Here is a 13,067-nt window from a genome sequence, read left to right as displayed (position 1 = left end):
GGTTCCGGCAGCGCCGGCATGCTTTCTTCACGGGCACGTGTCTGGCAGCGCGTAACATCCGGCCTGCAGGCTCGTATCTTGACCAGACCCGAATGCGGGCGTCGGCCGGGCTGTTCGCCCGGCCCCAACCACCCTAGACTGTCGCACCGACCGAACGAGGATCCGCCATGAGCCGACATTCCCTCCCTCTCCTCGCCGCCACCGCCGCGCTGGCGATGGCCTTCGCTGCGCCCTCATGGGCTGCGGAAGATGCGGTGGTGATCCCCGCTCCCACCGTCGACGCTGCGCCCGCGACCGGCATCCAGACCGCGGTCGTCGCCGGCGGCTGCTTCTGGGGCGTGCAGGGTGTGTTCCAGCACACCGCCGGCGTCGTCAACGCGGTCTCCGGCTATGCCGGCGGCACCAAGGCGACGGCCGACTATCACACTGTCTCGTCGGGCACGACGGGCCACGCGGAGTCGGTCGAGATCAAATACGATCCGAAGAAGATCTCCTACGGCAAGATCCTCCAGATCTTCTTCTCGGTCGTGCACGATCCGACCCAGCTCAACCGCCAGGGTCCCGACACCGGAACGCAGTATCGCTCGGCGATCTTCACCACCTCCGACGAGCAGAAGAAAATTGCGGACAGCTATATCGCGCAGCTCAACGCCGCCAAGGTCTTCAGCAAGCCGATCGTGACCAAGGTCGGCGCGCTGGATGCGTTCTATCCGGCGGAAGGCTATCACCAGGACTATCTGACGCTGCACCCGAACCAGCCCTACATCGCCTACAACGACATCCCGAAGGTCGAGAACCTGAAAAAGCTGTTCGCGGATAACTATATCGAGAAGCCGACGCTGGTCAGCGCCAGCAAGGTCACCAACTGATCGCAAAGTCACCAGCTGAGCGGGAGATCCATGCCCGACACCAAGTCACCAACCAACGAAACCAAGGTCACCAAGAGCGAGGAGCAGTGGCGGCGCGAACTGACGCCGATGCAATATGCGGTGCTCCGCGAGAAGGCGACCGAACGTCCCTTCTCGGGCGAGTATGAGCACGACCACCGCGCCGGCACTTACGTCTGCGCCGGCTGCGGCAACGTGCTGTTCGAATCCGACGCCAAGTTCGATTCCGGCTGCGGCTGGCCCAGCTTCACGCAGCCGGCGGTCGAGAGCCATATCGACGAGGAGACGGACCAAAGCCACGGAATGATCCGCACCGAAGTGCTGTGTTCAAAGTGCAGCGGCCACCTCGGCCATGTCTTCCCCGACGGCCCGGCGCCGACGGGGCTGCGCTACTGCATCAATTCGGCCGCGCTGAAGCTCAAGCCGAGATGATGGCAAGTGCCGGGTTCCGGTGTGGAACCCGGCAGCCGGATGTGCTTTTCTCTCCTGACGGTGCGGCCGGAGGGCGCATTCCGGCCGACCGTCAGGGAGGACGCCATGACCCTCGGAACCATCCTGATCATTCTCGTGATCATCTACCTCCTGGGCGGCATGTCCGGCCGGTTCGGCGGCTATGGCTATGGCATGGGCCATTCGGGCATGGGGATCGGCGGCGTGGTCCTGGTCGTGCTGATCGTGCTGCTGCTTCTTGGCAAGCTGTAAACCACGCAAGGCATTGAATTAACTAAACTTATTTCCATTGCGGGGCTGCCATGCGCGGATTCATCATCTCCGTTCGCAGGGGTCGCATTTTTGTCAAATCGGCCTATATTAGAGGGCGAAAAGGACATGGCCGCCCGGTTGCGGCCCTCGCTCAAAAAACCCCACACGCGCCTGAAACCGAAGAAGATCACGAGGTCTTTGACCATGCGTCCACTGCGTCCGTTCAACTTCAATACCTCCGCCGAACTTTTCCCCGCCGCGATCCGCAAGAAGAAGCGTGCGGGCTTCACCTATCGGCGGTTCGGCACCGCGGCCGAAGCCGTGCGCTTCGCGATCGAGGAATTGCCGACGGACTCGCTGAACGGCGCGTACCTCCAGGTCGAGGAAGCTCGCTTCGACCAGAACGGCATTCGCTCGCTCTATGAAAGCGAAGCATTCCCGCTGCCGCGCCGCCGCAAGCCGGCCGCGAACACCGACGCCGACGCGGCGTAAGCTCTTTTCATCCTCCGATGCGCAATGAGCGCGGTAGCCGAAAGGCTACCGCGCTTTTCGCTTTTGATCTCTCCCTCTCCCCGTTCTTACGGGGGAGAGGCGAAGAGACGAGCCTCACAAGCGCGGCTGCTTGTCCAGCCAGCGGCGCAACAGGCGCACGTTGCGCATGTTGGCGCGGAACATGACGTCGAAGGCATCGCCTGCGAACGGCACCATGCCGACCACGCCGTCGACTGCGACATTGCCCAGCATGCGCGCCGTGATGTACCAGGGCGCGCCCAGCGCGCGGGCCTCGCGCACCAGCCACAATGAGATCGCTGTGGTGATGATGTCGCCGATGACGGGGATGAGGCCGATCAGGCCGTCGATACCGTATCGGATGTTCGTGCCGGGCAGGATGAAGGCGACGTCGAGCAGCTTTGCGATCGCCTCGAGCCGCGCCAGCCGCTGCTCGCGCGTCAGCTTGCCGAAAGGGTTGGCGCCACCGAACTCGAAACCGAATTCGCGAAAACCCTCTCCAAGCGTCTCGGGACGGATCTCGCGGCCGTCCTGGTCGATGATCGGTCCGCGCGCCTCATCGCCCGAGAAGGCCGCGCGCGAGGTCCTCCCCGAACCGGGACGCCGCGTTGCAAGAATATCGTCGTCAGACATCGTCATTTGTCGATCGTCATCGCATGGGGCAAGGCCTGGAGCAAACGCGTACGCGCCGCTTCGGTTGCTGCGCCGCGCCCAAACGCCGCCCCTGCCCTCAGGTCGGCGCCGGAGCCGCTTGCGGCTCCTCGACATATTTATGCACGAGCCAGGACGAAATCACGCTCGGCACGAAACCGACGAGGCCATAGAGAACCCACTGCACCGCACCGGAATCCGCCCCGCGCGAGCCATAGGTGATGGCGGCGAGAATGAACGCGAACAGGCCGACCAGCAGCATCCGCAGTACCGGCCCGATACGCCTGACATGAAACAGGATGTCGTCGACCGCACCGATCATCAGCGACGGCAGGAAACCGAACAGATAGCTGTATTGCAGGGTCTTGAAGAACACCACGAACAGCTTGCCGACCTCGCTCAAATTGGTCTGGGCCCAATAGCCGGACTGGTAGGTCGTCGTCAGCAACAGCAGGAATCCACCGACAAACGGGCCCACCAGCGCAAAAACCAGATAGCGTTTCATCAAGCACCCCTCACCTCGAGACCCGCCCCGTTATAGCAGCGCCTTGAGAAGCTTGGATAGCCGGGTCGGGGCGGCCGGGGAACAAGTGGCAGGCCGAAGGGTTCTGTGAACGGCTCTCGCGTCATCCCTTTCCGGAGATTGGATTTGGCCATGCGTTGGACGACGACCCTTTTCCTGACGACGATCACACTCACCGCATCCGGCCTCGCAAGCCTGCCGGCGTTTGCACAAGGCCATGCCGGAACCCAGTCGGAGCAGCAGGCCTGCTCACGCGACGCCGAGCGCCTGTGTCGCAAGGATCTCGGCAATGATGGCGCGGTTCAGTCCTGCCTCCAGGCCAACCGGGCCCGGCTCTCGCGCTCCTGCCGGAAGGTGTTCGAGAGCCACGGCATGTGAGGCGCTTGCGGCGCCGCAAGCATGATCCGGACCCGGAGGGCCGCGTTAGCGCAAAGTGCGAAGCGGTTTTCCGAAAAGATCATGCGCAAACAAGAACTAAAGCGCGATGACCGTTCACCCTGACTCATCGCTCTTTGCGTCGGAGATGTCACCATGCTGCGCGATGAACAGCTCGCGATCCTCAAGGACATCAGCCAGTCCATTGCCTTCGCCGACGACCGCCATGGCGAGGTCGAGGAACTCATCATCGAAGGCTATGTCGTGAAGGACGGAGACCTCTTCGAGCTGACGTCCAAAGGCGTCACGGCGATCGAGGAGCATGCCGCGGCTCTCGCTGCTGCGCCCTCGACGCGCGCGTGAGGCGACGCTTGCCGTGACGAACGCGCAACAATCGTGAAATCGTTCACACGAAGCATTGAAGCTTCGCGGCATTCGCGCATAATTGAATCGGGGCGGCGCAGCACTTTCGATTCGAAATCTCAAGCGTAATCGAGCAACCACACCGGGGGCATCTCCTCGCGTGACGGATCTGACGTGCGGCAGCGCAAGCCGCGTGCGGCGCCTCCAATACACAAGCGGCCAACACCGCAAAATCCTTGGGGATGCATCTCACATGTCTAGCCACAGTACCGGGAAGATCGCCACTCTCGCCGCCATTGCCGCAACTGCCGCCGTGCTTCATGCCTCACCCAGCCTCGCCTTCTCATCCGAGGCGCAACAGATGTGCACCGGCGACGCCATGCGGTTGTGCGCCAGCGAAATCCCCGACATCTCGCGGGTCACTGCCTGCATGGTCCGCAACCGGCACCATGTCAGCCCCGGCTGCCGTGCTGTGATGGATCGCGAGGCCGCTGCCGCGCGCAAGCGGGAAGCCGCCGCGAACTGATCGCTCGCGCGCACTGCAAGTTGAGCGGCATCCTGCCGCGATCGACGCTATGCTGAGGCCCGGCCAAAAGAGCTGGAGCAACAGACATGGCGACGATTTTGGCGAGGATTTTTGCGAAGATCGCGGGTGGCCAGCGGCAATCCGTTATCCCGGCGAGCGCAGCCGCCCTGCTGGCGCTGATGCCTTGCGCGGCGCCCGCCCAGCAGGTCGGCGTCAACTTTCCGGATGGCCCCGGCAAGAGCACCGTGGTCGGCATCTGCGGCTCCTGCCACGATATCGGCCGGCTGACGGCAGGCTACACGCCCGAAGGCTGGCACACCGTGATCCGCATGATGCAGAATTTTGGCGCGCCGATCCCGCCGGACGAAGCCGCCGGGATCACCGACTATCTCATCAAGAGCTTTCCGGAACGGCCCCGCCCCGCAGCAGTGCTGATCGCCGGCGACACGCAGATCGACATCAAGGAGTGGCCGGTCGCGACCGAAGGCTCACGGCCGCACGATCCGCTGGCCGCCCACGACGGATCGTTGTGGTATTCGGGCCAGCTTGCCAACGTGCTCGGCCGCCTCGATCCCGCCACCGGCGCGATCCGCGAGTACAAGCTCAATCCGCAGACCGGGCCGCACGGGCTGAAGGAGGACAAGGACGGCAACATCTGGTTCACCGGCAATTTCGCCGGGTTGATCGGCAAGCTCGATCCGAAGTCCGGCGACGTCAGGGAGTACCGGCTGCCCGATGCATCGGCCAAGGATCCGCACACGCTCGTCTTCGACCACAATGGCATCATCTGGTTCACCGTGCAGGCGGGGAACAAGGTCGGGCGCCTCGATCCGACAAGCGGCGAGATCAAGCTCGTCACGCCGCCGACGGCAAATGCGCGGCCCTACGGCATCGTGGTGAACGCGAGGAACGCCTTGTGGTTCGTCGAGTTCGGCGCGCCGAAGATTGCGACCATCGATTCGAAGACCATGGAGATCCGTGAGTATCTGTTGCCGGATGCCGCCGCCCGGCCCCGCCGGCTCGCCATCGGTCCCGACGATGCAATCTGGTATGTCGATTTCGCTCGCGGCTTTCTCGGCCGGCTCGATCCGACGACTGGCACGGTGAAGGAATGGGCATCACCGAGCGGGCCGAAGTCACAGCCCTACGGCATCGTCTTCACCAAGGGTGCGGTCTGGTATAGCGAGTCCGCCGCAAAACCCAACACCATCGTCCGCTTCGATCCCGCAAGCGAAAAATTCCAGAGCTGGGCGATCCCCGGCGGCGGCGACATCGTCCGCAACATGGACATCGATCGCAACGGCAACCCCGTGATGGCCAACAGCCTCGTCAACAAGGTGGGGGTGGTGGAGATCGGCGGGACCACGCATTGATGGTCTCAGTCATTCCAGGTTCGCGTTTCGCGTGCACCGGAATGACGAGAGCAATGAAAGCGTGTTTAGTCCCCCCACTGCGCGAACGCGTCGTTGAACGCGCGCTCGCCGGGAGCGCCCTTCTCGATGGCGATGATGGCGCGGCGCTGGTTGGTGTAGACCAGCGGCACGTCGAACCAGGAGCGCTCCTTGAGGAGCTGGACGTTGCGCGCACGGTCGGCATCGACGTTGGAGAGGCCGACCAGGAAGAAGCCGTCGGTGACCTTGACGGCGAGACCCGCGAGCGGGGTGCCGCGCGCCTGCTCGTTCGACTTCATCAGGATGCCCGGCACGTTGGCCACGCCGCCACCGGGAAAGTCCGGCGGCAGGATGAACGTCAACTCCGCGGTGTGGCTTGCCGGCAGCGATGAATCGGTGTTGCGGCGGAACGACATCGTCATCTTGAACTTGCGGTCGGGAATGTCGATGTCGGCGCGTACGGCGACGTCGGCCTTCTGGTTGCCCGAGGCCTTGATCGGCTCGGTCCGCCAGACCACCGAGCCGACATATTGCTTGCCCTTGGGATCGGACGGATCCTCGTCATAGAGCACGACCTTCTGCGCCACTGGCGCTGCCGGCTGCTCGGTCGACGAGGGCTGGCCGACGCGATCCGGGATCTTCGGCTTTGGCGCCGGCTGCGACGCATCCTTCGGCGCCTCCACGACCTGCGTCGTAGCGGACGGCTTGAACAGGCCGCTCACGATCTGCACTGCCTGCTTGCCCCAGAGGATGCCGGCACCGACCAGGATCAGCACGATGCCGACGGCGATCGCACTCTTGAACGGGAAGGTGGAGCGACGTTTCTTGGTGTCGCGGTCGAGGACGGGGATGTGCGGGCGCGGCGCCTGCGGCCGCGGCGCGTAGCGCTCCGCCTCCTCTACCGACTCGTCATAGGAATACGGAACGTCCGGCGGCTCGCCGCCGCGGTTCTCCAGATTCGGCTCGAGCCGGTCGAATTCCGGCGAGGGTGACGGCACGTTGGCGTAGGTCCGGCGCGCGGCACGGTTGGCCTGCGCCGCGGCGCGGCCGAGGTCGTCGGCATCCGCGGTGATGTCGCGAAAGCCGCGAACGCCCGGCGCCTGTGACGGCGGTGGGGGACCTTCAGGCGGACGGCGCGATGCGGAACGATCGCGCGCTGCAGGCGGCTCCGGCATTGGAGGCGGCGGCGGTGCCTGCGGACGCGGAGGACGAGCCTGACGCTGGACGTCACGATCCCCGAGATCGTCCCCGCCAAGCGGGGGACGGTCATTGCGCGACTGCGGCGGCACGGCAGGACGCGCGGGCCGCGGTGCGGGCGGTGAGGCCGAAGGCGGCGCGGCAGGCGGAGCACCCTCGGCGGCGCGGGCGCTGGCTCGGCGGAAGGCATCGCCACTGCCGCTACCGCCCGCACTGCGGGCGCCGCCGCCGGGACGCGAGGCCTCACGGGCACGCTGGGCTGCTTCAGACTCGACCTTGCGGACGGCCTCTTCGAGCGACAACCGCTCGCGGGTGATCTCGGATTCGGAGAGCGGCGGCTGCACACTGCGGAGCTGCGCGATCAGCGCCGTGCGCGCCCGTTCATAGAGCGCGCGACGGCTTTCGCCGGGAGCATTGGGGTCCAGGGCGGCAATAGCGCGGGCGATCAGCGGATAGTAATCAGCCATTTCAACTCAACTATGCGCCTGTCCCGGTAAGATATCGTTAAGCCTCAAACGGGTTTTGCACCAGAATAGTATCTTCACGTTCGGGGCTCGTGGAAAGAAGCGCGACCGGGCAGCCCACCAGTTCCTCGATCCGGCGCACATATTTGATGGCCTGAGCCGGCAGATCCGCCCAGGAGCGGGCGTTCGCGGTCGGCTCCTTCCAGCCTTCGATGGTCTCGTAGATCGGCTCGACCCGGGCCTGCGCGCCCTCGCCGGCCGGGAAATGGTCGATCTCCTTGCCGTCCAGCCGATAGCCGGTGCAGACCTCGATCGAATCGAAACCGTCGAGGATGTCGAGCTTGGTCAGCGCCAGCCCGTTGATGCCGCAGGTCCTGACCGCCTGACGGACCAGCACGGCGTCGAACCAGCCGCAGCGGCGCGGGCGGCCGGTGTTGGTGCCGAATTCGCGGCCACGCTCTCCGATCTTGCGGCCGATCTCGTTGTCCTGCTCGGTCGGGAACGGCCCCTGGCCGACGCGGGTCGTGTAGGCCTTGCACAGGCCAAGCACGTAGCCGACCGCGCCGGGTCCGAGGCCCGCGCCGGTCGCGGCCTGCGCCGCCACGGTGTTGGACGAGGTGACGTAAGGATAGGTGCCGTGGTCGACGTCGAGCAGTGCGCCCTGCGCACCCTCGAACAGCATGCGCTTGCCTTCCCGGCGCTTGATGTCGAGCAGCCGCCACACCGTTTCGGCATAGGGCAAAAGCTGCGGCGCCAACGCGCTGAGCTCGGCGAGGATGGCCTTGCCGTCGAACTCCGGCAGATTGAGGCCGCGGCGCAAGGCGTTGTGGTGCGCCAGTAGCCGGTCGATCTTGTGCGGCAGCGTGTCGAGGTCGGCGAGATCCATCAGGCGGATGGCACGGCGGCCGACCTTGTCCTCATAGGCGGGACCGATGCCGCGGCGGGTGGTGCCGATCGCGGTCGCGGCGTTGGAGGATTCACGCAAGGCATCCAGCTCGCGATGCAGCGGCAGGATCAGGGTGACGTTCTCGGCCACGCGAAGATTGTCCGGACTGACCGCGACGCCCTGCGCCCGCAGCTTGGTGACCTCGTCGAGGAAGGCCTGCGGATCGAACACCACGCCATTGCCGATCACCGACAGCTTCTGGTCGCGCAGCACGCCAGAGGGCAGCAGCGCGAGCTTGTAGGTCTTGCCATTGATGACCAGCGTATGGCCGGCGTTATGGCCGCCCTGGAAACGGACGACGATGTCGGCCTGCTCCGACAACCAGTCGACGATCTTGCCCTTTCCCTCGTCGCCCCACTGGGCGCCGACGACGACAACATTGGCCATTCGCGGGTATTCCCTATGCAAGATTGCTCTTCAGTTCGCATGATCCTGGCGGAAAACCGGTGTCCACTTTTCCCAAGATCATGCCTGTGCCCAGCCCAATCCACGGCCGTGGCCGCTCGCATGCGAGGCAGCCAACCGGATAACGGAAGCAGCCTCTCTAGGCAAGCAAGAACGGGGCCTTTTCAGGGCCTAAAGCGCGATCCAAGCCTTTGATATCCCCTTAAAATCCGGAAAGGTTCGAGGCCGCACCGGCAAGCTTTGGAACCGTGGATTTGATACGCATCAACTACGCCGTTCGCCGGTCGCCTAAGGGATGGCTGTCACCTCCACCCCTTACCTTCTGCGGGTCGCAAGACCCTTTTCGGACATGCCGTGACCGAACCCTCGGGAAACCGGGCCAGCCAGTTCTGGCGCCTTTCAGCCGACGCGCTCGCCCGGCAGCTCGGCTGCGGCCTGCAGGGATTGACCGCGCATGATGCCACCGAGCGGCTCAGCCGCTTCGGCCCCAACAGCGACGCGCCGCCGCGCATCGAGGGCGCGATGCGTGCGATCCTGCGACGGCTCTTCGAACCCTTGTCGCTGATCCTCTTGGTCGCCGGCATCATCTCGATGCTGACCGGCGATGACATCGGCGGCCTGATCATCGTGCTGATCCTGACACTGTCGATCGGGCTCGACACCATCCAGGAAGGGCATGCGATCCGGGCCGCCGAAATCCTCCGCCGCTCGGTGGCGCTCAAGGCCGAGGTCAGGCGCGATGGCGCGTTCTGCCAGATCGACGTCGAGCAGGTCGTGCCCGGCGACATCCTGCGCATCCGCGCCGGCGACATCATCCCCGCGGACGCGCTGATCCTGGAGAGCACGGCCTTCACCGCCGGCGAAGCGGCGCTCACCGGCGAGCCCTATCCGGTGCAGAAGCGCGCTGGCGCCGCCGATGCTCAAGACGGCACTTCGAACGCATTGTTTCGCGGCGCGGTGGCGCAGACCGGCGAGGCGATCGCGCTCACGGTGCGCACCGGCCGCGATACGGTGTTCGGCGCCGCGGCCTCTGCACTCACGGAAGCGCAGGTGCCCTCGCCGTTCGAGCGCGACCTGCGCGAATTCGGCCTCGTCATCGCGCGCGCGACGCTGGCGCTGGTTGTGGTCGTGCTGACCATCCGCGTGCTGTTCGGCCGCCCGGTTCTGGACTCGCTGCTGTTTGCGGTGGCGCTCGCGGTCGGGCTGACGCCGGAGCTGCTGCCGATGATCACCACTGTGACGTTGTCGCGCGGCGCGCTGCGCATGGCCCGCCGCAAGGTGATCGTCAAACGCCTCGCCGCGATCCATGATCTCGGCGCCATGACCGTCCTGTGCACGGACAAGACGGGCACGCTGACCTCGGCCGAGATCACGTTGGCGAAAAGCCTCGATGCCGAGGGCAAGGAGCATCCGCGCGCCGCAAAGCTCGGCGCCATAGCTGCTGCGCTCGGCGGCGACCGCGGCTCGCTCGATGCGGCGCTGGTCGCAGGCTGCGCGGGCGCTGCGCAAGGCTGGACACTCGCGGGCCGCCAGGCGTTCGATTTCTCGCGGCGGTTGGGCTCGGTGCTGGCGAACGGCCCCGAAGGCGCGCTGCTGATCGTCAAGGGCGCGCCGGAATCGGTGCTCGAACTCTGCACGATCAACGACGACGCGCGTGCGGCCGCAATGGCGCGCGTAGGTCAGCTCGCGACCGAGGGGCTCCGCACCGTCGCCATCGCCTCACGCCCGTGGACGGGAGCAACGCGTGAGGTGGAGACCGAGGACGAGACCAGCCTCATCTTCGAGGGTCTTTGCGCTTTCGCCGATCCGCCGAAGCCGACCGCCGCCGCGGCTATCGCCGATCTCGCAGCGAGCGGCGTCCGGCTGAAAATCCTGTCGGGTGATGATCCCGTGGTGGTGAAGCGGCTCGCGGGCCTCGTCGGGCTGAACGCCGGGCGCGTGCTCTCCGGACCTGACATCGCCGAGCTCGGCGACGAGGCGCTGGCCGTGCGGGTGCAATCCGCCGACGCCTTCGGCCGGCTCGCGCCGGACCAGAAGTCGCGCATCGTGAAGGCGCTTCAAGCAAGCGGCGAGGTCGTCGGCTTCCTCGGCGACGGCATCAACGACGCGCCGGCGCTGAAGGCCGCCGATATCGGGCTGTCGGTCGAAGGCGCCACCGGCGTGGCGCAGGCCGCCGCCGACATGATCCTGCTCGCCTCGGATCTCGAAGTCGTCGCCGATGGCGTCGAAGAGGGCCGGCGCACCTTCGCAAACATTCTCAAATATGTCCGCATGGGCGCGAGCTCGAATTTCGGCAACATGCTGTCGATGGCGATCGCCTCCATCGCACTGCCGTTCCTGCCGATGCTGCCGACGCAGATCCTGCTCAACAACCTGCTGTACGATCTCTCCGAGCTCGGCATCCCCTTCGACCGCGTCTCGGCGCAGGCAACCGCGCAGCCGCAGGTGTGGAGCATGTCGCGCCTCGTGCGCTTCGCCGCGATCATGGGGCCGCTGTCGTCGGTGTTCGACTTCCTGACCTTTGGCGCCCTGCTTTACCTATTCAGCGCCACGCCTGACGAATTCCGCACCGCATGGTTCGTCGAATCCATGGCGACGCAGATCCTCGTGATCTTCATCATCCGCACCAATGGTCGCCCCTGGCACAACTGGCCCGATCCCGTGCTGTCGGCTTCCTCGCTGATCGCGCTCATCGTCGCGATGGTCGTGCCGCTTACGCCGGTCGGTGCCTGGTTCGGCTTCATCGCCCCGCCGCCGCTGATGCTGGCCGGCATCGCAGTCCTGGTTGTCGTCTATCTCGCCTGTGCCGAACTGTTGAAGCCGTTTGCGATCCAAGCGGGGCGTAAGACCTAGATTGCGGTTCCCCGCCGCATTGAAGGCGCGCATGGACGCGATGCGTCACGCCCCATTGATATCAGGCCGGTTTCCGTGTCTGTGGGCGAGCCGGATGCGAGCTGGCCCGGGTGCAGCCGGGTCAGACGCCTCGGTGCATGAACCGGGGCCATAACGATCACAATGTCCGCCGCCGATCAGACCACGCGCCTTGCCACACCCGGCCGGCACTGGATCGCCAACCAGCCTTATCTCCTGCTCAGCATCACGGCGCTGTGCTGGGCCGGCAACGCCGTTGTCGGGCGGCTCGCCGCCGGTCACATTCCACCGGTGACGCTGTCCTTCCTGCGCTGGTTCTTCGCCTTCCTGCTGGTGCTGCCGTTCGCCTGGAAACATCTGGTCAAGGACTGGCCCGCGATCCGCAGCAAGCTCGGCCTGATGATCGTGTTGTCGATCACCGGCATCGGCGCGTTCAACACGCTGCAATACTGGGCCCTGGAGCATACCCAGGCGCTGAACACGCTGCTGCTGCAATCGGCTGCGCCGCTGGTCGTGGCGCTCTGGTCGCTGATCATTTTGGGCGTCCGGCTCACGGTGATGCAGGCCCTGGGTGTTTTCATCTCGCTGTGCGGCGTGCTGACGATCCTACTGCATGGCGACCTCACCACGCTCTCCAACATCGAGTTCAACAAGGGCGACCTGATCTTCATGGTCGCGCTGGTGATCTTCGCGCTCTATTCGGTGCTGACGTTGAAGCGTCCTGCGATCCACGGCCTGTCGTTTCTCGCTTTCACCTTCGGCTGCGGCGCGGCGTGCCTCATTCCGCTTGAGATCTGGGAGTTGTCGGCCCGTCCCGTGATGAAGCTCGATCTGCCGAACGTTCTGACGCTGGTCTATGTCGCGGTGTTTCCCTCGACGCTCGCCTATCTCTGCTTCAACCGCGGCGTTGCGCTGATCGGCGCCAATCGTGCCGCGCCGTTCTTCCACGTGGTGCCGGTGTTCGGCTCGATCATGGCGATGATCTTCCTCGGTGAACTGCCGCAGGCCTTCCATTTCATCGGCTTTGCCCTGGTGCTGTCGGGCGTGTTCGTGGCCTCGCGCAAGCAGGCGACCTGAACGGCGCATTCATCCGAGCCGCCGCTCTCTTCCCTTCTCCCTTGCAAGGGGAGCGGGGAAGCGTCGATGTTCAACATATTGACCGTCAAAGCAGCCTGCCTGATCTCCGTTGCATTGTAGCATTGCGGCGGCAGGCCTTGTCGTGCACCAGCGATCCGGCGCAAGCTTCGTCACGAAAC

At 65.2% G+C, this 13,067-nt stretch carries 14 protein-coding genes; 10 read left to right on the top strand and 4 right to left on the bottom strand.

Going from position 1 to position 13,067, the window contains the following annotated elements; translation table 11 throughout:
* Nucleotides 1–215: 215 nt before the first annotated feature.
* The 4 genes from msrA to ACV1FX_RS12350 all read left to right on the top strand — a co-directional run bounded on the left by msrA (nucleotide 216) and on the right by ACV1FX_RS12350 (nucleotide 2,081).
* Nucleotides 216–869, top strand: coding sequence for a peptide-methionine (S)-S-oxide reductase MsrA (gene msrA, locus ACV1FX_RS12365; protein ID WP_473117906.1), 654 nt, complete (start codon nucleotides 216–218; stop codon nucleotides 867–869).
* Nucleotides 870–899: 30 nt separating this feature from the next.
* Nucleotides 900–1,319 (top strand): peptide-methionine (R)-S-oxide reductase MsrB, encoded by a 420-nt coding sequence (msrB, locus tag ACV1FX_RS12360; RefSeq protein ID WP_473117830.1) that lies wholly within the window; start codon nucleotides 900–902, stop codon nucleotides 1,317–1,319.
* 105 nt (nucleotides 1,320–1,424) lie between these two features.
* Entirely contained in the window at nucleotides 1,425–1,589 is a 165-nt protein-coding gene (locus tag ACV1FX_RS12355) for a DUF3309 family protein (protein WP_080586674.1), read from the top strand.
* Nucleotides 1,590–1,793: 204 nt separating this feature from the next.
* Nucleotides 1,794–2,081 carry a hypothetical protein gene (locus tag ACV1FX_RS12350; RefSeq protein ID WP_027523175.1) on the top strand — a complete coding sequence of 96 codons (288 nt, stop codon included), beginning with the start codon at nucleotides 1,794–1,796 and terminating at the stop codon, nucleotides 2,079–2,081.
* A gap of 114 nt (nucleotides 2,082–2,195) precedes the next feature.
* Here the strand turns inward: ACV1FX_RS12350 and ACV1FX_RS12345 are convergent, their stop codons facing one another.
* Nucleotides 2,196–2,738 carry a DUF4112 domain-containing protein gene (locus ACV1FX_RS12345; RefSeq protein ID WP_473117829.1) on the bottom strand — a complete coding sequence of 181 codons (543 nt, stop codon included), beginning with the start codon at nucleotides 2,736–2,738 and terminating at the stop codon, nucleotides 2,196–2,198.
* A gap of 91 nt (nucleotides 2,739–2,829) precedes the next feature.
* Complete coding sequence (locus tag ACV1FX_RS12340) at nucleotides 2,830–3,255, bottom strand: DUF5413 family protein (RefSeq protein WP_473117828.1); 426 nt, start codon at nucleotides 3,253–3,255, stop codon at nucleotides 2,830–2,832.
* A 150-nt stretch (nucleotides 3,256–3,405) separates the two neighbouring features.
* On the opposite strand from ACV1FX_RS12340, the gene ACV1FX_RS12335 reads away from it, so the two are divergent.
* The 4 genes from ACV1FX_RS12335 to ACV1FX_RS12320 all read left to right on the top strand — a co-directional run bounded on the left by ACV1FX_RS12335 (nucleotide 3,406) and on the right by ACV1FX_RS12320 (nucleotide 5,910).
* Nucleotides 3,406–3,651 carry a hypothetical protein gene (locus ACV1FX_RS12335; protein ID WP_473117827.1) on the top strand — a complete coding sequence of 82 codons (246 nt, stop codon included), beginning with the start codon at nucleotides 3,406–3,408 and terminating at the stop codon, nucleotides 3,649–3,651.
* Between the two features lie 153 nt (nucleotides 3,652–3,804).
* On the top strand, nucleotides 3,805–4,011 hold the full coding sequence (locus ACV1FX_RS12330; protein WP_473117826.1) for a hypothetical protein: 207 nt from the start codon (nucleotides 3,805–3,807) through the stop codon (nucleotides 4,009–4,011).
* Nucleotides 4,012–4,264: 253 nt separating this feature from the next.
* Entirely contained in the window at nucleotides 4,265–4,537 is a 273-nt protein-coding gene (locus ACV1FX_RS12325) for a hypothetical protein (protein WP_473117825.1), read from the top strand.
* 86 nt (nucleotides 4,538–4,623) lie between these two features.
* The gene (locus ACV1FX_RS12320; RefSeq protein ID WP_473117824.1) at nucleotides 4,624–5,910 is read left to right on the top strand and encodes a Vgb family protein; all 1,287 of its coding nucleotides are present in this window, start codon (nucleotides 4,624–4,626) and stop codon (nucleotides 5,908–5,910) included.
* Nucleotides 5,911–5,975: 65 nt separating this feature from the next.
* Here ACV1FX_RS12320 and ACV1FX_RS12315 read toward each other — a convergent pair whose 3' ends face one another.
* Both ACV1FX_RS12315 and ACV1FX_RS12310 read right to left on the bottom strand, forming a co-directional pair.
* Complete coding sequence (locus ACV1FX_RS12315; protein WP_473117823.1) at nucleotides 5,976–7,592, bottom strand: hypothetical protein; 1,617 nt, start codon at nucleotides 7,590–7,592, stop codon at nucleotides 5,976–5,978.
* Nucleotides 7,593–7,629: 37 nt separating this feature from the next.
* Nucleotides 7,630–8,922, bottom strand: a complete 1,293-nt coding sequence (locus ACV1FX_RS12310) for an adenylosuccinate synthase (protein ID WP_473117822.1) — start codon at nucleotides 8,920–8,922, stop codon at nucleotides 7,630–7,632.
* Nucleotides 8,923–9,294: 372 nt separating this feature from the next.
* Here ACV1FX_RS12310 and mgtA point away from each other — a divergent pair, with 372 nt between their 5' ends.
* Together mgtA and ACV1FX_RS12300 are read left to right on the top strand one after the other, a co-directional pair.
* Nucleotides 9,295–11,793: a magnesium-translocating P-type ATPase gene (gene mgtA / locus ACV1FX_RS12305; protein WP_473117821.1), complete on the top strand. Its 2,499-nt coding sequence runs from the start codon at nucleotides 9,295–9,297 to the stop codon at nucleotides 11,791–11,793.
* Between the two features lie 162 nt (nucleotides 11,794–11,955).
* A complete protein-coding gene (locus ACV1FX_RS12300) occupies nucleotides 11,956–12,888 on the top strand; it encodes a DMT family transporter (protein ID WP_473117820.1) in 933 nt (310 codons plus the stop codon).
* Nucleotides 12,889–13,067: the final 179 nt, after the last annotated feature.

Source organism: Bradyrhizobium ingae (assembly GCF_055791185.1).
The sequence above is the reverse complement of the archived record's forward strand: the minus strand, read 5'-3'. Positions and strand labels throughout refer to the sequence as shown.

Bases quoted from the DNA above. Each gene is read 5' to 3' on its own strand.
- msrA (WP_473117906.1), top strand. From the start codon at position 216: ATGGCCTTCGCTGCGCCCTCATGGGCTGCGGAAGATGCGGTGGTGATC.
- msrB (WP_473117830.1), top strand. From the start codon at position 900: ATGCCCGACACCAAGTCACCAACCAACGAAACCAAGGTCACCAAGAGC.
- ACV1FX_RS12355 (WP_080586674.1), top strand. From the start codon at position 1,425: ATGACCCTCGGAACCATCCTGATCATTCTCGTGATCATCTACCTCCTG.
- ACV1FX_RS12350 (WP_027523175.1), top strand. From the start codon at position 1,794: ATGCGTCCACTGCGTCCGTTCAACTTCAATACCTCCGCCGAACTTTTC.
- ACV1FX_RS12345 (WP_473117829.1), bottom strand. From the start codon at position 2,738: ATGACGATGTCTGACGACGATATTCTTGCAACGCGGCGTCCCGGTTCG.
- ACV1FX_RS12340 (WP_473117828.1), bottom strand. From the start codon at position 3,255: ATGAAACGCTATCTGGTTTTTGCGCTGGTGGGCCCGTTTGTCGGTGGA.
- ACV1FX_RS12335 (WP_473117827.1), top strand. From the start codon at position 3,406: ATGCGTTGGACGACGACCCTTTTCCTGACGACGATCACACTCACCGCA.
- ACV1FX_RS12330 (WP_473117826.1), top strand. From the start codon at position 3,805: ATGCTGCGCGATGAACAGCTCGCGATCCTCAAGGACATCAGCCAGTCC.
- ACV1FX_RS12325 (WP_473117825.1), top strand. From the start codon at position 4,265: ATGTCTAGCCACAGTACCGGGAAGATCGCCACTCTCGCCGCCATTGCC.
- ACV1FX_RS12320 (WP_473117824.1), top strand. From the start codon at position 4,624: ATGGCGACGATTTTGGCGAGGATTTTTGCGAAGATCGCGGGTGGCCAG.
- ACV1FX_RS12315 (WP_473117823.1), bottom strand. From the start codon at position 7,592: ATGGCTGATTACTATCCGCTGATCGCCCGCGCTATTGCCGCCCTGGAC.
- ACV1FX_RS12310 (WP_473117822.1), bottom strand. From the start codon at position 8,922: ATGGCCAATGTTGTCGTCGTCGGCGCCCAGTGGGGCGACGAGGGAAAG.
- ACV1FX_RS12300 (WP_473117820.1), top strand. From the start codon at position 11,956: ATGTCCGCCGCCGATCAGACCACGCGCCTTGCCACACCCGGCCGGCAC.